Raw genomic sequence first — 22038 nt, forward strand, 5'->3', positions numbered from 1 at the left:
GCCGCGCATGGCGCGTGGCGTTCGCTCTGCTTCAACACGTCACCGACATCACGCCTTAAACCACCCAGCCGTCAACCACGGCCTCGAGCGGACTATTACCGACGATGTTCATGCCATGACAGAGATCCTGGCGAAGGAGGTTAGGGGCGCTCGCAAGGTTGTGCTTCCGGGAGTTGGGCACATGTCCAACATGGAAGCGCCGGAAGAGGTCAATGTCCTCCTGCTGAAGTTTCTCGCAACCTAACGCGACTGTTCGTGATCTCCGGGATAATCCATGCCAATAGGCTAGCCCGGATGGCACTAGGCATGCGAGCGCACCACGGATCGGCGCAACAAGCTGAAGAAGCCGTACAAGTCGGCGTCGGCCTGCATCCCCGCCTCGAAATAGCCCGTCCACTCGTCTACGATGGCGTCGCCGCAGAGGGGCGCCATGATCCTGTGGAACTTGCCGGCCAAGTCCGCAAACCCCGGAGGCGCCTGCGGACCCCAAGGCAACGCGCTCTGGCCCCCGTGTACCGTCCCATCCCGCGCGGTCACGCTTACCCTGGCATTGAAGGCAGTCGGAAAGGCCTGCTCAAGGTCGGCGTCCGGGGCGAAGTGCACCCGCGCCGCAAGGGCTTGCACCGCGGCATCACCCAACACTCGCGTCTCGAACTGCGACTGGCCGAGGCGGCCATGCAACGCTGCCGCGCCCAAGGCGTAGGGAACGCTGTAGCGGGCCTGGGTAGCATTCCGAAACGGCCCGGCGTCGAAGTACATTCGGCCGACAAATGCTGGCGCTGCCACCTCGATCGCGGCGATGTCCGCCGCCAAGATGGAATGCGCATCCACCAGGTCCAGCAGCGCTCGCACCGGTGCATGGATCCAGCGGCAGCAAGGATAGGGTTTGAAGTAGGTGTTGAGAATGGCATGACGCGTACCAAGCCCTTCTAGCACTCTGTTCCGCAGTTCCTCGCCGCTTCCCTGCCAGCCGAACACGTGGGCCAGGCCGTCGCGCCCCTCCAGCAGCTGCGGCGACCCGCGGTAACCCGCCTGGGCCAGCGCAGCGAAATGGAGCCCGCAGTGGTTGGGCCAGCCCGAGTACAGGTTCTTGGCATCCGAGCCTTCGTAGCCAGGGAAGTACGGCGCCACGGGCAGTAGACAGGTGAAACCGAGCGCGGCTGCCAGGCACTGGGCATCGAGGCCCATCATCCGTCCCGCCCCCACCGTCGCGGCGACGCCGCCCATGCCGCCGGGGTAGTGCACGCCGCGCGCCAACAAGCCTCGGGAAAACGGCTGGCTAATGCGGTCGCCCACCTCGTACGCGGCGACGATGGCGACAAGTACCTGCTGGGCGCTCGCGCCATCGCGCTCGGCCAGCGCGAGGATGGCTGGAATGCTGCTGCTACCCCAATGGCCGCCAAGCGTATTGCCGTCGTCGTACTCCACCTCGTAGGCTGTGGCTCCATTGACCGTGGCAGCCTCGATGGCACCAACCCTCAGCGAGCGGCCCCACAAGGTCGCCTGCGGCGCCGGGTTGACTGCCGAGGCATAGGCGCTCAGCGCTTGCGCGCCGCGCCCGGGTAGAGCCGCATACGTGGAAGCCAGCAAGTCCATCACGCACAGGTTGGCTCGCTGCAGCACGGCGGGCGAAAGGTCCGCAAACTGCATGCCGCAGGCATGGTCGGCCAAGGCACGGAAGATGCCTAGGTCGGCGCCGGTCGGGATTGGCGTCGCCATGCCGCTCAGTCCACCTTGGCGCCCGAGGTGCGGACCACCGAGCTCCATCGCGTCTCCTCAGACTTTATAAAAGACGTCGCAGCCGCTTGTGTGCCCTGGAGGGACTGCGCTCCGATGCCGGCCAACGTCTTCTTAACCTCTTCGGACTGCAGCGACTTGTTGACCGCTGAATTGATGCGGTCCAGCACCGGCTGAGGCGTCCCCGCAGGCGCGACCATGCCGATCCAGGCCGAAATGGTGAAGTCAGGGAAGCCGAGTTCAGCCGCAGTGGGAACGCCGGGCGCGCCCGAGATGCGAGTCTTCGATGTCACCATAAGTGCGCGCACCTTCTGGGCGGCGATCAGCGGCGTAGCCACTGTCATGGTGTCGAGAAACAGGTGAACCTGACCACCCATGACATCAGCCACCGCGGGGGCCCCGCCGCGATAGGGCACGTGCACCATGGAAATCTTGGCCATGTCGGAGAACCAATGCATGCCCAGGTGACCGATGGTGCCCGCCCCGCCGGACGCGTATGTCATCTTGCCGGGGTTCGCCCTGGCCTGTGCGAGCAGCGCGGGCAGGTCATTGATCGACGAGTTCGGGCCGGTTTCCAGCACGAACGGCACCTCAGCAAGCAAGGCGACCGGCACCAGGTCAGATTGCTTGTAGGGCAGGCGGCTGTACAGACTGGGGTTCACTGTGAAGCTGTTGCCGACCACCCCTAGCGTATAGCCGTCCGGCGCCGCCTTGGCCACCACATCGGTCCCGATGCTGCCGCCGGCGCCCCCCTTGTTCTCCACCAGCACGGGCTGACCGAGGATGCGAGAAACACCGTTAGCGACGATGCGCGCAACCAAGTCGGTCGTGCCGCCAGCGGCGAAGGGCACGATAAAACGGACCGGACGATCCGGATAGGCCTGCGCGTGGGTGACGCCGGCAAAAGCGACGCAGGCAAGGCAGGCGCCGAAGCGGGTGATAAATCTGTGCATGGCGGTCGAAGTTCCTAAGCAAGGGAACCCACTCTAGGCCGCCGCCGCCCTTAGGGACAACGAAGATCGCTGCAGCCACGCATAAGCGCAATTTATGGTGCGGCAACAGCCGGGTACCGGACGGCCAACTTTCCAGCAGGAACTCGCGTACGCCTTGCCCATCCGTTCAAGCTTGCCCGAGTACACGATAACGGCGGCTTATGGTGACCTCGAACCATCTTCATTGGCTTTGAGCACGCGCTCTCACTAGATTAGGACCCAACCTATCGGAGCCATCGTGAAAAATTCGATCGTCGGTATCGCCTGCATGCTGTCTGCCCTTTTCCTTTCCATCGTGCAGGCCGCGAATGCTGCCCTCCCAAGGGCCGGCCTGCCCGTCGGGACCAACTCACCAGAGGAATTCTCCGCCCAGATACGGAATGACGTGCTCCGGTGGTGCACCGTGATCGAAAAGAACCACATCACGGTGCAGTAGTCCCAAGCGCCCGAACTGAGGAGATCAGATGAAACATCGACGCATAACTGAGGAGACGAGATGAAACGCAGAAACTTGATCGCGGGCGCCGCCCTTCCCGTACTTGCCTTGGCTTCAGGACAGAAGGCACTAGCCGCCGGCCCGTTGCGCACCTTCGTGCTGGTGCATGGGGCATGGCACGGCGGATGGTGCTGGTCACGAGTGGCCACACGACTGCGTGCCGCAGGGCACACGGTGCACACGCCGACGCTGACCGGCCTCGGCGAGCGGCGGCATCTCATCTCGCCTCAAGTCAATCTCGACACCCACGTCGAGGATGTAGTGAACTTGCTGGAATTCGAGGACTTACGGGACGTGGTTCTGGTGGGTCACAGCTACGGCGGCATCATGATCACCGGCGTGGCCGACCGCATGCCCGAGCGGCTGCGGCAATTGGTTTTCCTCGACTCTCTCTTGCTGGAACCTGGCAAGAGCCTGTTCTCGAGCTTTCCCAAAGAAGTGGTGCAGCAACGGCTGAAGGCAATTCGAGAAACCGGTGGTGGCGTGGGCGCCGCCCCTGCGCTGCCGCCTGCCGCCTTCGGCGTGAAGGACCCCGAAGATGCGAAGTGGGTGGCCGCACGGCTGACGCCCCAGCCGGTGGGCACCTACCTCCAGCCACTGCTCTTGCAGTCACCGGCAGGCAACGGCTTAAAGCGCACCTACATCGACTGCACCGGAGACCCGATTGCGACGTTGGAGCCGACCAAGGTCCGCGTACGACAAGACCCGTCGTGGTCGGTTCGCACACTGGCAACTGGCCACAACGCAATGGTGACCGCACCCGAGGCGTTGACGCGCCTGCTGCAAGAAATCGCCGCGTGAGTCGGCGCACGGAGACACAAATGAAGACCAACCAAATCGATCTGTCGCGACGTGGCCTGCTGGCAGTCGCGGGGGCCGCTGCGGCCACACTGGGTGCGGGTTGCGGCGGTGCATCAGCATCAGCAACAACAGCAACGGCGGCAGCAGCAACGACGCCGCTCGCCCGTCTGTTCTCTACTGAAGTGGGCGCGGGCAAAAACCTCATGCTGCTGCATGGCTGGACTTGCGACTCGCACGACTGGAGCTGGCAGTTGCCTGTGCTCGAGAGCAAATACCGCGTTGTCGCGGTTGACTTGCGTGGGCATGGGAGGTCCGAGGTGATGCCCTCAGGCGCATACATGCCTTCTGACTACGTGGCCGACATCGAGTCGCTGATCTCGACCCGGTATGCTGGCCAGAAGTTCATCCTGATGGGGCATTCCATGGGGGGACAAGTCGCCGCGCGTCTCGCGGCCCAGAGACCCGACGTGGTGAGCGCGGTGATTTCGGTCGACGGCTCACTTGGTTTCCCCGAGGCTTTTGGCTCGGTACTCCAGCAGGGCGTAAGCGCGTTACAAACCGGCGATCTAGCAATTGTCGGCCCGGCTCAGTTTGACTCACTCTACGACGCTTCAACCGCTGCGGCTTTCAAGCGATGGCATGCAAGGCGTCTCCAGGGCATGTCGCCGCAAGCCGTGCGCGAATCGGTCGGCCCCCTGTTCCTGGGCCCCGGGCAGGTGGGCGTCGGGGTGGCCAGCGAAACTTTCTGCAGAAGCTTAACGCTGCCGTTTTATCACCTCTGTCGCACTCCAGATCAAGCGACGGCTATGCGCCCTTGGTTCTCGAATCCGAAGTCGAAAGTCGAATTTTGGGCCAATACGGGGCACTGGATCCAGCAGGACCAGCCGGATGCATTGAACGCCGCCGTGACCACCTGGATCGATGCACTGTAGTTGCCGGAAAAGGCCCGGCCGCCGTAGCTACCGACCATCCAAGCGCGCCACTGATCGAGTTGCCGCCCGCGAAGACGCCTTAACCCGACTTGATCCCACCGTTACCCCCATCCGATGAGACCCTCCGCGATGACATCAATCCTGCGCTGCGCCGCTGTGCTCGGTCTGTCCCTGATGGCGGCCGGCGGCACCATAGCCCAAACGGCCGCCACCTGGCCCGTGCGCACCGTGCGCCTGATTTCACCATACCCAACCGGTGGCGGGCCCGACGCGATCTCGCGCGTGCTGGCCGACAAGCTGGCGCGAAAGTGGGGCCAACCCGTGGTTGTGGAGAATCGCCCGGGCGCCAACGGGTTCATCGCCATCGATGCGTTCAAGCGCGGCGCCAAGGACGGACACGACCTGATCCAGTTGGACAGCGTTCACTTGGTAGCTTATCCGTTCATGTTCAAGAAGCTGCCATACGACGCGAACAACGACTTCGACGTGCAGGCCACATTATTCAAGGCTTACATGATGGTGGTCGTGCCCACCCAGAGCAAGTACAAGTCTCTCGGCGATTTCACAGCCGATGCCAAAGCCAACCCTGGAAAGCTGGACTACGGTTCATGGTCCATTGGAAATCCGGTTCATCTAGGGATGGAAGACTTCCAAGCTCTGACTGGAACCAAGCTCCAGCACGTCGTGTACAAGGAAACGTCCCAGCTCTACACATCTGTTGCCACCGGCGAACTGCCGGTCACCATGGGAACGGCTGGTACGACGGGTCCACTGTACAAGGCAGGCAAGGTGCGCTTTCTAGCAGTAGCAGCGCCGCAACGTCTGGCTGCCTACCCCGATGTGCAGACTGTTGCAGAGGCTGGCGGACCCAAGGATTTCGAAGTCAGCGGATGGAACGTCATTGCCGCACCGAAGGGGCTGCCGCTCCAAATACAGGAAAAGATTCGCGGCGACGTCGCTGAGGCTCTGGCGGGGTTGGACGTCGCAGAACGCTACGCCACTTTTGGCTACGTGCCGCTTTCTTTGAGCCGCGAACAGACCGCGGTCTTCGTCACCTCCGAGGCGAAACGACACAACTTGATCATCAAGCGCGCCAACATTGTGCTCGATTAGTCGGTCGCCTTTCCCCAATTCTTAGCAACTACAAGGACCGAACATGATTTCCGGAACGACCGAGATCGTCGTCATCGCTGGTGCGCCTATTAGACAAGTGAAGTCGCCACAAAACTTCAACCAGTGGTTCGAGTCGAGAGGTCAGGACACCGCAATGATCGCCATCGACCTCGCCGCTGAGCGCGTGGGAGCATTCGCAGAAGCCGCCCGCGGGTGGCAGAACCTTCGCGGCGTGGTGGTGACGGTGCCACATAAGCAGGTATTCGCAAAGCTGTGCGATGTGCTCACGCCGCGTGCAGAAGCGCTCGGTGCAGCGAATGTTATTCGCCGCGATGCAAACGGCACGCTCACAGGAGACATGGTCGATGGCTTTGGCTTCCTTGGCGCGGCAGGTGGGCATGGCTTTTCCAGCCCCGGACGAAAGGCTCTGGTGATCGGCGCTGGGGGCGTGGGAAGCGCGATTGCATTCGCCTTGTGTGAAACCGGCGTCGCGCAGCTCCGGCTGATGGATGTCAACCCCGATCGTCTGAGTGCACTCGCGACCATGCTCCGGGAACATTTCCCAAATGTAGAAATCTTGTTGAGCTGCGACTCGCTTGCTTCACTGGATCTCGTTGTGAATGCCACGCCCATCGGCATGGCCACGGCCCTCGACGCAGCCAGCGAACCCGGCTTGCCATTGCCAGCGGCTCTGCTTGACACGCTTTCTCCCGGCGCGCTGGTCGCCGATGTCGTGACGTCGCCGGACATCACCCCCTTACTTGCTTTAGCAAAGGCCAAAGGTTGCCGAATTCAGAAAGGCGCCGAGATGGCGAAGGCGCAGCTCGAGTTCCTGGGCGGATTCATGGGCGTGATGCCTGCAGTCGATCCGGAACGTCTTCTTCAGCCGACTCAGGCGCCTGCCGCATCGTGACGATGAAAGGTTGTAAGCGGAAGCCGTGGTCAGCGTGGCACGCAACTGGCGATTGGATCGTCGCTTGCCTTGTGCCACGCGAGCAGGGCATACAAACAGAGCTTCAAAGTGAAAAAAATGCAATCTCTTAGTCCGGCCCTGCCCGAGGAAGTCGACGCATTGGTCGTCGGCGCTGGTGCCGCTGGCATGACCGCAGCGCTTGCTTGCCGTGCAAAAGGATTCACGGTGCTGGTCGTTGAAGCCACCGATCAAGTTGGTGGCACCACAGCCACCTCGGCGGGCACGTTGTGGTTGCCGGGCGCTTTGGGCGGTGCAGATGCGGCTGAGGTTCAGAAGCTTCGATCGGAGGCCCGCACCTACTTGCTGGAAAGCATCGGTTCGAAGGCCGACATCAGAAAGATTGATGCCTTGCTTGAGTCCGGGGCCGATCTACTGGCGTTCCTGAATGACTTTACTGAGGTCAAGCTGGATCAAGTTGCTGCTCATCCCGACTACCTCCAGCACCTAAATGGTTCTTCGCTGGGCGGCCGCGCCTTCGCGCCGCGCGAATTTGACGGGCGCCTTCTGGGCAACGACTTCTCGCGCATTCGGGCTCCGATGCCTGAATTTATGGTGTTCGGTGGAATGATGGTTTCCAAGGCTGACATTCCGCTGTTGCTCGCCGCGCATCGCGAACCGAAAGCGCTGATGCACGCGCTGAAACTTGGCCTGCGCTATGCGGCCGATCGTGTCGCAGGCCGTCGCGGTACGCGATTGGTGATGGGTAATGCTCTGGTCGCGCAGCTTTTCTCAAGCGCTCTGAAAAGGGGCGTTTCGTTTGCATTCGAGACGCGTGTCGCACAACTGTCTCGCAGTGCAGTGGGGTTTAAGGCCCGCTTGCAAACAGGTTCGGGCGACGTTTCGGTGCGCGCGGGCAAGGGTGTGATCCTTGCTGCCGGCGGGTTTTCCGGGAATGCAGAACTGCGAAAGAAGTGGCTACCCAGGCCAGCTGTTAAACGCACGGTTGCGCATGCTGGCAACGACGGTGGTGGGATTGAACTGGGATTGAGCCTCAACGCAGCCGTCGAGGCAGATCACGGGGGCAATGCTTTCTGGATGCCCGTGTCGACGATGCGACGGACTGATGGCAGCGTCGCGCACTTTCCGCACATCGCGCTCGATCGCGCGAAGCCGGGTTCCCTGGCTGTTGACGCCAGTGGGCAACGCTTCACCAACGAAGCCAACTCCTATCATCATTTCTGCGAGGCCATGCTCGCACGAGCGGCCGACAACGACAACGACCGGTTCTTCCTGATCGCCGACATGGCCTTCGTGCAGCGCTATGGCATGGGAATGATCCGTCCGACTGCGCGGCCAGCTCGGCGCTTCACGGAATGCGACTACCTCATACGGGCCAATTCACCTCGGGCGCTGGCCACGCAACTGTCGGTCGACGGTCTCACACTCGAGCAGACGCTGGCTCGGTACAACGAGAACGCGGGAAATGGCGTGGATCCAGACTTCCATCGCGGGGAGTCAGCACTCAATCGTCACAACGGCGATGCGCTGCTGCACGGCCCCAATCCCTGCTTGCGTGCGCTCGACCTGAGCGACCTGTGCGCTGTCGAACTGACCGTGGCCGATCTCGGCACCAGCGCGGGTCTGGCAACGGACGATAGAGCTCGGGTTCTCAACCAGTCATCGCATCCGATACCCGGGCTTTACGCCTGTGGTAACGACATGGCTTCGATGATGCAAGGCGCCTATCCGGGGCCTGGCACTACCTTGGGGCCGGGAATGACGTTCGCATGGCGAGCGGTGGAGGACTTGTGTTCATGAGTAGACCTGCTTCTTCCGTCCCGCCGTGCCTGTCTCCTGTGGCAAGACTGTGCGCCGCTCATCGACTACCGGAAATCACACATGATGAATCGTGACATTGAGCGCTATGACGTCGTCGTCGTTGGTGGGGGGGCGGCCGGTGTCGCTGCGGCCTTGGGCTCGGCACGTCAGGGCGCGAAAACACTGCTGGTGGAGCGCTACGGCTTCCTGGGTGGTGCAGCGACGAATTCGTTGGTGTTGAGCTACTGCGGCTTCTATGTCGCGGGCACCAAGCCGTCGCGGGCTGTTGGGGGCGTTGGCTGGGAGCTTCTACTCGAACTGCAGCGCCTTGGCATCGATCCCTCTCCGGCGCGCAGCAAAAGTGGCAATTGGCTGGTCATGCTTGACGTCGAGGCCGTGAAGTTCGCTTTTGATAACCTGGTCGATTCACCCAATCTCGACCTTCGCTTTCATACAAGGCTGGTGTCCGCCGAGACGGAAGGCGGTCGTATCAAGAGTGTGCGCCTGGCCGACCACGCCGGGCTTCACGATGTCGAAGCAGCCGCATTTGTCGATGCAAGCGGCGAAGCCAGTCTCTCGGCTTTCGCCAGCGCGACCTTCTCCTTGACCGGCGGTTTAGGCGCGCACCTTCAGCCTGCGTCGTTGCCGGTTCACGTGGGCGGTGTGCCCTTGGACGTCATGATCGAAGCTCGCTTGTTGGCGGGCATTGTGGCGCGCTACAACGCCAAAGCGACCATACCTCTGGCCCGCGATGACGGCGGCATCCTGGTTCGCCTTCCTGGTTCCGAGGGCGTCTGGTGGATGGGCGTCGATCTGATGACGCTAGGCCTCGAAGGTGCCGAGCTTGCGCGTGCCGAGATGGCGGCTCGACGACAGGCCTGGGATTTCCTGCCCTACCTGCGCGAATTGCCCGGATTCGACAAGGCTTTCATCATGGCTACCGGGCCGCAACTCGGCATTCGAGAAACGCGGCGCCCGCGCTCGATCGGCGACGTCACTGCGGACGACGGCAGTGACGGCCGTCGCAGGGACGATGGCATCGCACGGGGTTGCTGGCCTATGGAAGTGCATGAAGCACCTGGCCGGGCGATATATCTGCCCATTGGCGGCGAGGGATTCTTCGATATCTCGTACTCGGCCATTCAGGCCGAGACCATCGGCAACTTGCGCCTTGCCGGCCGGGTGACGGGCGCCGATGCAAAGGCCTACGGGTCTACCAGAGTGATGGGGACCGCCTTTGCCACTGGACATGCAGCGGGTGTTTCGGCTGCCCTGCAATCTGCACAGGGCGCGGTGCCTGACGCAGCTGCCGTTCGAGCTGTGCTCAACGCGCAGGGCGCCATCGTCTAGCGAATCACGAAAACTTCCTGGAGACATGAATGAAGAAAATCTTAGCCCTGCTTGCAGGTTGCGCTTTGGCTTGGCGGCCTCGGCCCAGAGCTGGCCCACCAAGCCAGTCAAGCTGGTTGTGCCGACTCCGGCCGGCAGCTCGCTCGACTTCATCGCTCGCACCCTGGGTGAAAAGCTGCGTGAACGCTGGAAGCAGCCAGTGCTCGTGGACAACAAGGCAGGTGCTGGCGGCATGCTGGGCATGACCACTGTTGCCAAGGCCCCTGCCGATGGCTATACGCTCGGCATCGGCTTCAACGGGCCGATTGCCTTTGCCCCGTACATGTACAAGAAGATGGCATACGACCCGGCCAAGGACCTGTTGCCCGTCGTGCTCACCTCATCACAGCCCAACGTATTGGCGGTGGCCGCGAGTCACCCCGCCAAGAGCTTGCCCGAATTTGTCTCATGGGCAAAGAAGCAGGGCAACAAGATCAACTACGCCTCAGTCGGCGCCGGCAGTTCCTCCCACTTGACCATGGAGTTGTTCAAGAGCACTGCTGCCTTCGACGCGACACATGTCCCGTTCTCTGGCTCGCCACCTGCCGGTATTTCGGTTGCATCTGAAGAAACGCAGGCGCTGTTCACCGTGGCACCGGCTCTTTTGCCATTAATTCAGGGAGGACGCATCCGCCTGTTGGCGGCGACGAGTCTGACGCGCACTGAGACCATGAAAGACCTGCCGACGGTCGCTGAGTCGGGCTACCCCGGATTCGAAGCGATCGCCTGGAACGGCATCTTCACCCCAGCCGGCACGCCACCCGATGTGGTGCGCCGAATCAGTGCAGACGTCAACGAGGTGATGAAGGACAAGGAGGTGCGCGAAGCCTTTGCCAGGCAGGGATTGGTCATTGGCGGTGGCTCGCCCGATGAGTTCAAGATCTTCATTGCGAAGGAGAGCATCAAGTGGGGCACCATCATCAAGAAGGTCGGAATCAGCATCGACTGAAATCTAAAGAGGGCGTCATGCAAACATCTGGAAAGTTCGCCGGGTAGGGTTTGCAGTTGCCCGCAACAAAACACCCAACATGGCGTTGAAAGGTTGTAGTCGAAAATCTGCCGCCGTAAAAAAATGCGAAGAAGATGCTAGTGCGGTGCGCCACGCTGTTCAGTACTTATCCCGCGTTGGCTGTGAAAGCGGCCTTAGCCCGTGTCACTTCGGCCAGGATGTCGGATGCGCGCGCGGTCCAGATGAACGGTGACGCACATGGCCCAGGTGGCTGCGATCGCGGCATTGGAAGACCAGGATTTTCTATCTCGCACCAACGAGATAAACGAGCGCGTTCGCGGGCTGCTGGTGAAGGGCCTGACGGGTCTTGAAATTCAAAGTCTCGAGTCGCACACTAATTTCGTTCTCGCCAAGACGGGGCAGGGCGCGGCGTTGTCGCGCGCGCTGGAAAAGCACGGCCTCATCATCCGGCCTGTCGATGCGTATGGCCTACCGGAGTGGGTGCGAATCAGCGTGGGCACCGAGGTCGAAGTGGAGCGGCTGCTTCAGGCGATGCGTGTCGAACTTGCCACTTGATGCCTTATTGGGACTTCCGCATTTGTGCTGGACGTGCGCGCATGCGGCGCCGATAGGCCCTGCCTAGGTGTTATTTATTTGTTTCCGCACCATCGCCGCAAGAATGATTGAGCTTCGCCATCTACGCTACTTCATCGCAGTCGCGGAGGAACTCAGCTTTCGAAAGGCCGCCGAGCGCATCCACATCGACCAGAGTCCGCTGGCGCGCACCGTCCGGGATCTGGAGGAAAAGTGGGGCGTTACCCTCTTTGTCCGAACACCGCGCAAGCTTCAGTTAACACCGGCCGGAGTCAAGCTACTCGATCATGCCCGCAAGCTCCTTGTTCGTCTGGAGCGCACCAAGCGCGCGGTGTGTGCGACCGACATTCGCCATCGGGAACCTCTGCGGATCGGCGTCGATGAGGCCACGGTACAGCCCAGGCTGGCCGATTGCCTGGCTCGCTGGAGGTTGATCGCTTCCGATATCCCTGTGGAACTCACCGAGATGCGCGCGACGGAACTGCACGCGGCCTTGCGCAGCGAGGAGGTTGATGCTGGTTTATCTTTCGGTCTGCCGGATGACAAGGCCTTAGCGCAGCATCCAGCGTGGGGCAGCACTCTGGTGGCGATCCTCTCGGCGGAGCATGAGCTTGCAGGTCGCGAGTTGGTGTCGTTGTCCGAACTTCTCTCCTTTCCCGCAATTGCCTGCACGGAGGATTTTCACCCCGGGCTGTATCGACAGATGACGTCGATTCTGCAGAAGCATGCCCTGTTTCCGACGATCGCTGGCGAGGCGCGGACATTGCCCGGCTACCTGACCCGTGTGGCCGTGGGGCAAGGTGTTGGCGTGGCCGATGCCGATCACATGCTGGCAATGCAACGAAAGGACATCGTGGTGGTGCCCCTCGCCGAGCAGGTTCACATCACCACCTACGTGCTGCACAAGCATCAACGTGGCCGCATGCCCGAATCGCTGCAAAGATTTCTCACACACGCCACAACTTTGCGTTGAGCGTTACGGCGTCTGCCAGAGGCGCGCGTTGCGCTGCGTCAAAAGCTTTTGACGTTGCAACCCTCAACTGCAAGACTTCCCGCGTGACACCCTGAAGGCTCGCACCTTCAGCCCCACAAGCCCTCAGCCAGCTATCCCGCCAGCGTACGCCGCAGCACGCCCCTGCGGGTGTGCCGCGCGGCGGCTTGATTCCAGACTCATGCCTGCGTGCCGAATCAGTTCGCGCGCACTGAATCAACGTACACGCAAAGGAGGCGGCTCATGCCAGGGTCAGCAACGGGCATCTTGTTCGAACAGATCGCCGTGGTGCTTGGCGTCGCCGTGGGAGGCGTGTGGGCAGCCACGCAGTGGACGGCGCACGCGCTGGGCTACCAGGCGCGACTCGGCCCCGCCTGGTTCGACCTCTCCGGCGTGCCGATCTACGAGCCCTGGAAGCTGTTCGAATGGTGGTACTTCTACGATGCCTATGCGCCCCATGTCTTCGAGCGCGGCGGGATCATTGCCGCATCGAGCGGGATGCTCGCCACGGGTGCAGCCATCACGATGGCGGTGTGGCGCGCGCGGCTGGCCAAGCAGGTCACGACCTATGGCTCCGCCCGTTGGGCCGGGCACGACGAGATCGCGAAGGCCGGCCTGACGAACCCGGCCGGGGTATTCCTCGGCAAGACCACCGGCAAGGACAGCGCCTACCTGCGCCATGAAGGCCCGGAGCACGTGATGGCCTTCGCGCCGACGCGCTCGGGCAAAGGCGTTGGGCTCGTGGTGCCGACGCTGCTCTCCTGGCCGGGCTCGGCCGTGATCCACGACATCAAGGGCGAGAACTGGAACCTCACGGCCGGTTGGCGCGCACGTTTCTCGCACTGTTTGCTGTTCAACCCCACCGACCCGAAGTCGGCAGCCTACAACCCATTGCTTGAAGTGCGGCGCGGCGCCCATGAAGTGCGCGACGTGCAGAACATCGCTGACATCTTGGTCGATCCTGAAGGGGCATTGGAGCGGCGCAACCACTGGGAGAAGACGTCGCACGCGCTCTTGGTAGGTGCCATCCTGCACGTACTCTATGCCGGCGGGGACAAGACGCTGCGCGGCGTCGCCAATTTCCTGTCCGACCCCGCGTGTCCGTTCGAGGTCACGCTGCACCGCATGATGACCACACGGCATTTGGCGGACGAAGTCCATCCGGTGGTGGCTTCTGCTGCGCGCGAAGTCCTCAACAAGAGCGAGAACGAGCGCTCGGGTGTGCTGTCCACCGCCATGTCGTTTCTCGGCCTGTACCGCGACCCCACGGTGGCCGCAGTCACGTCGCGCTGCGACTGGCGCATCGCGGACCTGATCTCGGCCGAGCATTCGGTGTCGCTGTACCTGGTCGTGCCGCCTTCCGACATCAGCCGCACAAAGCCGTTGATCCGGCTGATCCTCAACCAGATCGGCCGCCGCCTCACCGAATCGCTCGACGGTTCGGATGGAATCGCGCGCCGCCACAAGTTGCTGCTGATGCTCGACGAGTTCCCGGCGCTGGGCCGGCTGGACTTCTTCGAATCGGCGCTGGCCTTCATGGCCGGCTACGGGCTGCGTGCCTTCCTGATCGCGCAGTCCCTGAACCAGATCGACAAGGCCTACGGCCCTAACCACTCGATCCTCGACAACTGCCATGTCCGCATCGCGTTCGCGACCAACGACGAGCGCACGGCCAAACGGATCTCGGAGGCCTTGGGCACTGCCACCGAGCTGCGCGCACAGCGCAACTACGCGGGCCACCGGCTCTCGCCCTGGCTTGGCCACCTGATGGTGTCGCGCCAGGAGACCGCACGGCCGCTGCTCACGCCCGGAGAGGTGATGCAGTTGCCGCCGGAGGACGAAGTGGTGATGGTCTCCGGCCATCCGCCGATCAAGGCGAAGAAGCTGCGCTACTACCTGGACCGCAATTTCACACGACGGGTGGTGAAGGCGCCGACGCTGGTGGCCGGGGCGTATGCCGATCGTCCTGCGATGCGGCCGGACGACTGGAGCGGGCTGGCTCCGCTGGTGCCACCTGGCGCATCGACGGTGGGCGAGGCGGGCGGCTTCGCCGACGAAGGCGGGCACCAGCTCAAGCCCGAACTCGACATTGCTCCGGTCGAGGTCCACGAACCGGACGCGGGTGATCTGCTGGTACTCGACGACGAGGACGATGTGCCGCTGCGGCCGCAGGACGTGGACCGCCAGCTCATGCGCACCGCACGGCTGGCCGCATTGGACCCTGACGACGGGATCGCGCTATGAGCCGGACCCGCCTGAACATCTTCATCGAGCCGGAGCATGCGAAGCGGCTCGAGGACCTGGCCGCGCACCGTGGGGTGTCGAAGTCGGCGGTCATCGCCGCGGCACTGGCTTCGTTCCTCTCGCCCGACGGCGGCGACCAGCGCGAAGCCGCGATGGCCAAGCGCCTGGACCGGCTCTCGCGCCAGTTCGACCGGCTCGAGCGCGATCAGGCCATCCTGATCGAGACGCTGGCGCTCTACGTTCGCTACTACCTCACGGTGTCGATCCCTGTGCCCGAGGGCCATCAGGACGCCGCGCGCGCCCAGGGCCGCGCCCGCTACGCGCAGTTCATCGAACAACTGGCCCGCCACATCCAGCGCGGCCGCAGCCTGGTGCGGGAGGTCCACGAGGAGATCGAGCCGGAGGCCACCGGGCCGTCAGTCGCGCCTGGCCAACCTTCGCAAGCCGTTCACACCGAGCAAGAACCAGGGAGCACCCATGACGCGCGGGCATGACAAAGACCTTAGCAGTGGTCGCACTGGTAACGCGGCCGTCTCGCTGGCGCGGCGCATACGCATGCTGCGCACGGCCCTGGGGCCGGAAATCGCGGCCGCGCTCGAAGACCCGGAAGTCGTCGAAGTCATGCTGAACCCGGACGGCTCTCTGTGGGTGGACCGGCTGGGGTCGGGGCGCGAACCCACGGGCTCCGCGCTGCCGGCACCCGTGGCCGAACGCATCATCCGCTTGGTGGCGGCGCACGTGCGCGCCGAGGTGCACGCGGGCCTGCCCATCCTCTCGGCCGAGCTGCCCGAGACCGGAGAGCGCTTTCTGGGCGTGCTGCCGCCCGTGGTGCGCGCGCCGTCGTTCGCGATCCGCAAGCGGGCGCTGCGCATCCTGACCCTGGCCGACTATGTGGCCGATGGCGTGATGAGCGAGGCGCAGGCGGATTTCCTGCGACAGGCCGTGCGCGAGCGCCTGAACATCGTGGTGGCCGGCGGCACCAGCACCGGCAAGACCACGCTCGCCAATGCACTGCTTGACGAGATTGCCCAGACCCGGGACCGGGTGCTGATCCTCGAAGACACGGTGGAACTGCAGTGCCGCTCGGACGACCACGTCGGCATGCGCAGCGAGCCGGGCGTGACCACCATGGCCGACCTGGTGCGTGCCACCTTGCGCCTGCGGCCGGATCGCATCGTGGTCGGCGAGGTGCGCGGCGCCGAGGCGCTGGATCTGCTGAAGGCATGGGGGACCGGACACCCGGGCGGCATCGCCACCGTGCATGCCGGCTCCGCGACGGGCGCGCTCACGCGTCTCGAACAGCTGGTGCAGGAGGTTTCCGTCACCGTGTCGCGCGCCCTGATCGCCGAGGCGGTGAATGTGATCGTCTTCATCGCCGGTCGCGGCCGTGCGCGCCGCGTGCGCGAGATCGCCCGCGTCATCGGACACGACAGCCAGGGCTACCAGCTCGATGCCGCGCTGGGGCCTGCCTCCCCTTCGATTTCCTCACCTCCTTCCCCTTTCTCAACGCCTGGAGAACCGTCATGACACATCCACGTCTTTCTGTAAAACCGTACTTGCGCGCTGCCAACGTGGCGGCGTTCCTACTGGCCATTGCCGTGCCGGTCCACGCGGCTGGATCCAACATGCCGTGGGAAGCACCGCTGCAATCGATCCTCGAATCGATCCAGGGGCCCGTCTCCAAGATCGTCGCGGTGATCATCATCATCTCCACCGGGCTGACGCTGGCCTTCGGCGACACCTCAGGCGGTTTCCGCAAGCTGGTGCAGATCGTCTTCGGGCTGTCGATCGCATTCGCGGCGTCCTCGTTCTTCCTGAGCTTCTTCAGCTTCACCGGTGGGGCGGTGCTGGCATGAGCGGCGGTCCTGTCACTGGTTCCGCGAGTGGCTTCGCCAGTGGGTTCGAAGTTCCGCTGCACCGCTCCCTGACCGAACCCATCCTGATGGGCGGCGCACCGCGCACCGTGGCGATCGCCAACGGCACGCTGGCGGCGGCCGTGGGCCTGGGGCTGCAGCTGTGGATTCCGGGCCTGGTGCTCTGGATCGCTGGCCACTCGCTGGCGGTCTGGGGCGCGCGCATGGACGCGCAGTTCATGGCGGTGTTCGCGCGGCACATCAAGCACCGTGTGCTGCTGGACGTGTGAGGCCAGCGATGGAGAACACCCCATGCTGAACCTCGCCGAATACCGCAAGCGGCCCGCGCTGCTGTCCGACTGGCTGCCTTGGGCCGGACTGGTCGCACCGGGCGTCGTGCTCAACAAGGACGGCGCGTTCCAGCGTACCGCGCGCTTTCGTGGTCCGGACCTGGACAGCGCGACGCAAGGTGAGCTGATCGCCACCTCGGCACGGCTGAACAATGCACTGCGGCGCCTGGGCTCGGGCTGGGCGCTGTTCGTCGAGGCCGAGCGCCGCGAGGCTGCCGACTATCCCTTGTCCCTGTTTCCCGAGCCGCTGTCGTGGCTGGTCGATGAGGAACGCCGCGCGGCCTTCGAAGAGGACGCGAGCCACTTCGAGAGCCGATACCACCTCACCCTGGTCTACCTGCCGCCGGAGGAAGGCCGAGCACGCGCCGCGAAGCTGCTCTACGAGAACGGCAAGACCGAAGGCGTAGATTGGCGCGAGAGGCTCGCTGCCTTCGTGTCCGAGTCGGAGCGCTTCCTCGATCTGCTCGAAGGCGTGATGCCGGAGATCGGCTGGCTCGACGACGCGCAGACCCTGACCTACCTGCACGACTGCGTGTCCACGCGCCGGCACCCGGTCGCGGTGCCCGAGGTGCCCATGCACCTCGATGCGCTGCTGGCCGATGAACCGCTGACGGGTGGGCTGGCGCCGATGCTCGGGAACCGGCATCTGCGCGTGCTGTCGGTGCGGGCATTTCCGACATCCACCTGGCCGGGCGTGCTCGATGACCTGAATCGCCTGGGCTTCGCCTACCGCTGGAGCACACGCTTCCTGTGCCTCGACAAGGCCGAAGCCGAGAAGGAGCTCACGCGCCTGCGACGCCAGTGGTTCGCAAAGCGCAAGAACATCGTGGCGCTGCTGCGCGAGACGATCTTCCAGCAGGAGAGCCCGCTGTTGGATTCGGACGCATCGAACAAGGCCGCCGATGCCGATGCGGCCCTGCAGGACCTGGGCAGCGACCAGGTGGCCTTCGGCTATGTGACCGCGACGGTGACCGTTCTCGATGCCGATGCGACGGCCGTCGACGAGAAGTTGCGCGCGGTGGAGCGGACGATCCAGGGCCGCGGTTTCGTAACGATCCCGGAGACCCTGAACGCCGTCGATGCCTGGCTGTCGTCGATCCCAGGCCATGCCTACGCCAATGTGCGCCAGCCGATCGTCTCGACCTTGAACCTGGCGCACATGATGCCGGTGTCGGCCGTCTGGGCGGGGCAGGAGCGCAATCGGCACCTCGATGGGCCGCCGCTGATCGTCACGCGCACGGACGGTGCCACGCCGTTCCGGCTGGTCACGCACATCGGCGACGTGGGCCACACGCTGGTGGTCGGCCCCACGGGCATGGGCAAGTCGGTGCTGCTGGCGACCTTTGCATTGCAGTTCCGGCGCTACGCCGGTTCGCGCATCCTGGCCTTCGACATGGGGCGTTCGATGCGCGCCACCATCCTCGGGCTGGGCGGCGAGCACTACGACTTGGGGCTGGACGGTGCGATTGCTTTCCAGCCGCTGGCGCGCATTGACCAGGACGGCTACCGCGCCTGGGCTTCGGAGTGGGTCGAGGGCCGGCTGCTGCAGGAAGGTATCGCTGTGGGGCCGGCCGAGAAGGACGCGGTGTGGTCCGCGCTCAATAGCCTGGCCAGCGCGCCCGTGGAACAGCGGACCCTGACCGGCCTGTCCGTGTTGCTGCAGTCGAACGCATTGCGCCAGGCGCTGCAGCCCTATGTATTGGGCGGCGCGCACGGCAAGCTGCTCGATGCGGATGCGGACCGCCTGGGGTCCTCGTCCGTCCAGTGCTTCGAGATGGAGGAACTGATGCACAGCAAGGCCGCGACCCTGGCCGTGCTGTCCTACCTGTTCGCGCGCTTCGACGAACGCTTCGACGGCGCCCCCACGCTGCTGTTCCTCGACGAGGCCTGGCTGTTCCTCGATGACCCGGTGTTCGCCACGCGCATCCGCCAGTGGCTCAAGACGCTGCGCAAGAAGAACGTCTCGGTGATCTTCGCCACGCAGTCGCTCGCCGACATCCAGGACTCGAGCATCGCCCCGGCCATCGTGGAGAGCTGCGCGAGCCGCATCTTCCTGCCGAACCCGCAGGCGACCGAGCCGCAGATCCGTGTGATCTACGAGGGCTTCGGGCTCAACAGCCGGCAGATCGAGATCGTCGCCACGGCACAGCCCAAGCGCGACTACTACTACCAGTCGCGGCTGGGCAACCGGGTCTTCGACCTGGGGCTCGGGCCTGTCGCGCTGGCATTCGCCGGTGCCTCATCACCGGAGCACCAGCGCGACATCGATGCGGTCTCGGCCTCCGTCTCGCCGGCTGACTTCGCGGCCGCCTGGTTGCGCCACGGCGGCATCGACTGGGCCGCCGACCTGATTCCCTCGTTTCCCTCGTTCCCTTGACTGCCATCCATCCGAAGGAGAAATCCATGAAATCCATGTCTTCATTCAAACCCCGCATTGCGGCGCTGGTCGCCGTCAGTGCCCTGGCCTTTGGCATTGCCCCGCCAGCGCATGCCCTGTTCGGCGTCGGCGACACCGTGTTCGATGCGTCCAACTTCATCCAGAACATGCTGACGGCGGCACGTGCGCTGGAGCAGATCAACAACCAGGTCGAGCAGCTGCAGAACGAGGCGCAGATGCTGCAAAACCAGGCAAGGAACCTGACCAGCCTGGATTTCAGCGCGCTGTCGGAACTGAAGGCGGCGCTGTCGGCCACGAACCAGCTGATCCAGCAGACGCAGGGGCTGGCCTTCAACGTGCAGCGGATGGAAGGCGAGTTCAAGCGCCTCTATCCCGAGTCCTACACCGCCGCGATCTCGGGCACGCAGATGGCGACCGACGCCCGGGCGCGCTGGAAGCAGTCGCTCGAGGCGCTGCGCACGGCAACCCAGGTGCAATCGCAGGCGGTGCAGAACTTTGCGGCCGACGAGCGGACGCTGACCGATCTCGTGAACCGCAGCCAGTCGGCCGCGGGTGCGCTGCAGGCGATGCAGGCTACGAACCAGTTGCTGGCCCTGCAGTCGCGCCAGGCCATGCAGGCGCAGCAGTTGCAGATCACCCAGGACCGAGCCACCGCGCTGGAGCAGGCGCGGCAGGTGGCAGTGCAGGAACGCGCGCGCGAGGTGCGCCGTCGCTTCCAGGGCAGTGGGACGCCGTACACCGCGACCACGGTGAATTTCTACGGCCAGTGAGGGAGCGGCCATGAAGTACCTCCTGATGATTACCTTCGCGCTGCTGGTGTCCGCCTGCGGCAAGCCCGCCCCGATCGAAACCGCCGAAACGCTGGTCGCCAATCCCGAGCGGCTGAAGGAGCTGCGCGCGCAGTGCAAGGCCGACCATGCCGAGGTGGGCGATGCGCAGTGCAACGCAGTGGCCGAAGCCACGCGCAGGCGCTTCATGGGCGGTGGGACACCGTACACGCCGCCGGCGTCCCCGCCCGCTGAGCTCCCCGCACCCGCGCCCGCGCCCGCGATACCGGCATCGCCACCCGGCAATACGGCCAAGGACTGACCGCCATGGACGATGTCGCGGTCATCGACCGCTTCCTCGATGTGTTCTCGCGCTACATCGATTCGGGCTTCGGCCTGCTCGGTGGCGAGGTGCGGTTTCTGAGCGCCACGCTGATCGTCATCGACGTGACGCTGGCCGGGCTGTTCTGGGCGATGGGCCATGCCTCGGGGCAGGGCGACGACGTGATCGCCCGGCTGATCAAGAAGGTGCTCTATGTGGGGACGTTTGCTTTCATCATCGGCAACTTCAACCGTCTCGCCGGGATCGTGTTCCAGTCGTTTGCCGGGCTGGGCCTGACCGCTTCAGGCTCCGGCATGAGCCAGGCGCAGTTTCTGCGGCCGGGGCAGCTTGCCAAGGTGGGCATTGACGCGGGCCGGCCGATCATGGTCCAGATCAGCGAGCTGACGGGCTTCCCGGAGGTGTTCGCGAACTTCGACGTGATCAGCGTGCTGTTCCTGGCGTGGCTGGTGCTGATCGTGAGCTTCTTCGTGCTGGCGGTGCAGCTTTTCGTGACGCTGATCGAGTTCAAGCTGACCACGCTCGCGGGCTTCGTGCTGGTGCCGTTCGCGCTCTGGAACAAGACGGCCTTCCTGGCCGAGAAGGTGCTGGGCAACGTCATCTCTTCGGGCATCAAGGTGCTGGTGCTGGCGGTGATCGTGGGCATCGGCTCGGGCTTGTTCTCCGAATTTCAGACGTCGGCCGGTGCGGAGCCTTCCGTTGACCATGCGCTGGTCATCATGCTGGCGGCGCTGGCGATGCTGGGGTTGGGGATCTTCGGGCCTGGCATCGCGACCGGACTGGTGTCGGGGGCGCCGCAGTTGGGCGCCGGAGCCGCGGTGGGCACGGCCATCGGTGCCACGGGGCTGGCCGTGGCCGGTGGCGCGGCGGTGGCAGGTGCGGGCTCGGCGGTGGCCGCCGGTGCGCGCATGGCGCCCGGCGCGGCGAAGGCGGCCATCGGCGGCGGCGCTTCTGCTGCGCGGTCGGCCAGTGCCCTGGCCGGCGGCGCTAAGTCGGCCTATCAGGCCGGTGCCGCGGCTTCGGGCAGCAGCGGCGTGCGGGCGGCCGGCGCCGGTCTGGGCAATGTCGCGAAGACCGGTGCCACCGCCGTGGGTCAACGCGTCGCGTCCGGCGCCAAGGCGGTCAAGGGCCGCGTGGCGAACTTCGTGAGCGAGGCCGCGGCACCGGTGGCTTCCGCAGGCGGCGTCGCTGCCGATGCCGGCGCATCTGCCGCGTCCACGTCTGAACCCGCCTGGGCTCAGCGCATGCGGCGCAGACAGCAGGCGACACACGCGGCCACCACCGCAGTGCACGCGCTTCGGTCCGGTGACCACGGGGGCAGTGGCGCCAGTCCGAGCCTGCGCGACGAATCCAATTCTTGA

Annotated in this window: 21 protein-coding genes and 1 pseudogene; 20 read left to right on the forward strand and 2 right to left on the reverse strand. The window is 64.3% G+C overall.

From position 1 onward, the window contains the following. The coding region (locus ASC92_RS29260; RefSeq protein WP_414820406.1) for an alpha/beta fold hydrolase at positions 1-244 on the forward strand (244 nt) is incomplete at its 5' end. A gap of 56 nt (positions 245-300) precedes the next feature. Here ASC92_RS29260 and ASC92_RS10780 read toward each other — a convergent pair. Both ASC92_RS10780 and ASC92_RS10785 read right to left on the reverse strand, forming a co-directional pair. After that, entirely contained in the window at positions 301-1719 is a 1419-nt protein-coding gene (locus tag ASC92_RS10780; RefSeq protein ID WP_162245719.1) for an MmgE/PrpD family protein, read from the reverse strand. A 5-nt stretch (positions 1720-1724) separates the two neighbouring features. Then, positions 1725-2690, reverse strand: a complete 966-nt coding sequence (locus tag ASC92_RS10785; protein ID WP_056514570.1) for a Bug family tripartite tricarboxylate transporter substrate binding protein — start codon at positions 2688-2690, stop codon at positions 1725-1727. 277 nt (positions 2691-2967) lie between these two features. On the opposite strand from ASC92_RS10785, the gene ASC92_RS28570 reads away from it, so the two are divergent. The 19 genes and pseudogenes from ASC92_RS28570 (at position 2968) to trbL (ending at position 22038) form a co-directional block, all read left to right on the forward strand. Beyond that, positions 2968-3165 carry a hypothetical protein gene (locus tag ASC92_RS28570; protein ID WP_157609036.1) on the forward strand — a complete coding sequence of 66 codons (198 nt, stop codon included), beginning with the start codon at positions 2968-2970 and terminating at the stop codon, positions 3163-3165. 60 nt (positions 3166-3225) lie between these two features. Continuing rightward, positions 3226-4026 (forward strand): alpha/beta fold hydrolase, encoded by an 801-nt coding sequence (locus ASC92_RS10795; protein ID WP_082519567.1) that lies wholly within the window; start codon positions 3226-3228, stop codon positions 4024-4026. Positions 4027-4046: 20 nt separating this feature from the next. Next, on the forward strand, positions 4047-4958 hold the full coding sequence (locus ASC92_RS10800) for an alpha/beta fold hydrolase (RefSeq protein ID WP_056514579.1): 912 nt from the start codon (positions 4047-4049) through the stop codon (positions 4956-4958). Between the two features lie 129 nt (positions 4959-5087). Next, positions 5088-6071, forward strand: coding sequence for a Bug family tripartite tricarboxylate transporter substrate binding protein (locus ASC92_RS10805; RefSeq protein WP_235505779.1), 984 nt, complete (start codon positions 5088-5090; stop codon positions 6069-6071). Positions 6072-6114: 43 nt separating this feature from the next. Then, on the forward strand, positions 6115-6984 hold the full coding sequence (locus ASC92_RS10810; protein WP_056514585.1) for a shikimate dehydrogenase family protein: 870 nt from the start codon (positions 6115-6117) through the stop codon (positions 6982-6984). 117 nt (positions 6985-7101) lie between these two features. After that, entirely contained in the window at positions 7102-8802 is a 1701-nt protein-coding gene (locus ASC92_RS10815; protein WP_082519568.1) for an FAD-dependent oxidoreductase, read from the forward strand. Between the two features lie 81 nt (positions 8803-8883). Then, positions 8884-10152 (forward strand): FAD-dependent oxidoreductase, encoded by a 1269-nt coding sequence (locus ASC92_RS10820; RefSeq protein WP_056514593.1) that lies wholly within the window; start codon positions 8884-8886, stop codon positions 10150-10152. 25 nt (positions 10153-10177) lie between these two features. Further along, positions 10178-11140: a Bug family tripartite tricarboxylate transporter substrate binding protein gene (locus ASC92_RS10825; RefSeq protein WP_056514595.1), complete on the forward strand. Its 963-nt coding sequence runs from the start codon at positions 10178-10180 to the stop codon at positions 11138-11140. Between the two features lie 258 nt (positions 11141-11398). Beyond that, complete coding sequence (locus ASC92_RS10830; RefSeq protein ID WP_056514598.1) at positions 11399-11716, forward strand: aminotransferase class I/II-fold pyridoxal phosphate-dependent enzyme; 318 nt, start codon at positions 11399-11401, stop codon at positions 11714-11716. A gap of 103 nt (positions 11717-11819) precedes the next feature. After that, positions 11820-12707, forward strand: a complete 888-nt coding sequence (locus ASC92_RS10835) for a LysR family transcriptional regulator (RefSeq protein WP_056514601.1) — start codon at positions 11820-11822, stop codon at positions 12705-12707. A gap of 261 nt (positions 12708-12968) precedes the next feature. Further along, positions 12969-14969 carry a conjugal transfer protein TraG gene (locus ASC92_RS10840; RefSeq protein WP_056514604.1) on the forward strand — a complete coding sequence of 667 codons (2001 nt, stop codon included), beginning with the start codon at positions 12969-12971 and terminating at the stop codon, positions 14967-14969. Next, the gene (locus ASC92_RS10845; protein WP_235505780.1) at positions 14966-15463 is read left to right on the forward strand and encodes a CopG family transcriptional regulator; all 498 of its coding nucleotides are present in this window, start codon (positions 14966-14968) and stop codon (positions 15461-15463) included. Before ASC92_RS10840 ends, ASC92_RS10845 begins: the two co-directional genes overlap by 4 nt. A gap of 61 nt (positions 15464-15524) precedes the next feature. Further along, positions 15525-16496 carry a P-type conjugative transfer ATPase TrbB gene (trbB, locus tag ASC92_RS10850; protein WP_082519569.1) on the forward strand — a complete coding sequence of 324 codons (972 nt, stop codon included), beginning with the start codon at positions 15525-15527 and terminating at the stop codon, positions 16494-16496. Continuing rightward, positions 16493-16825 (forward strand): TrbC/VirB2 family protein, encoded by a 333-nt coding sequence (locus tag ASC92_RS10855; protein WP_056514610.1) that lies wholly within the window; start codon positions 16493-16495, stop codon positions 16823-16825. Before trbB ends, ASC92_RS10855 begins: the two co-directional genes overlap by 4 nt. Next, on the forward strand, positions 16822-17112 hold the full coding sequence (locus tag ASC92_RS10860) for a VirB3 family type IV secretion system protein (protein ID WP_056514614.1): 291 nt from the start codon (positions 16822-16824) through the stop codon (positions 17110-17112). The genes ASC92_RS10855 and ASC92_RS10860 overlap by 4 nt, the downstream gene beginning before the upstream one ends. 22 nt (positions 17113-17134) lie before the next feature. Then, on the forward strand, positions 17135-19549 hold the full coding sequence (gene trbE, locus ASC92_RS10865) for a conjugal transfer protein TrbE (protein ID WP_056514617.1): 2415 nt from the start codon (positions 17135-17137) through the stop codon (positions 19547-19549). Between the two features lie 35 nt (positions 19550-19584). Next, complete coding sequence (gene trbJ, locus ASC92_RS10870) at positions 19585-20340, forward strand: P-type conjugative transfer protein TrbJ (protein ID WP_056514652.1); 756 nt, start codon at positions 19585-19587, stop codon at positions 20338-20340. A 10-nt stretch (positions 20341-20350) separates the two neighbouring features. Continuing rightward, positions 20351-20587, forward strand: a pseudogene (locus ASC92_RS10875) (EexN family lipoprotein); the annotation flags it as partial. 77 nt (positions 20588-20664) lie between these two features. After that, the gene (trbL, locus tag ASC92_RS10880) at positions 20665-22038 is read left to right on the forward strand and encodes a P-type conjugative transfer protein TrbL (RefSeq protein ID WP_056514623.1); all 1374 of its coding nucleotides are present in this window, start codon (positions 20665-20667) and stop codon (positions 22036-22038) included.

Origin of the sequence: Variovorax sp. Root411, from assembly GCF_001425205.1 — a bacterium.
Taxonomy (GTDB): Bacteria; Pseudomonadota; Gammaproteobacteria; order Burkholderiales; family Burkholderiaceae_C; genus Variovorax.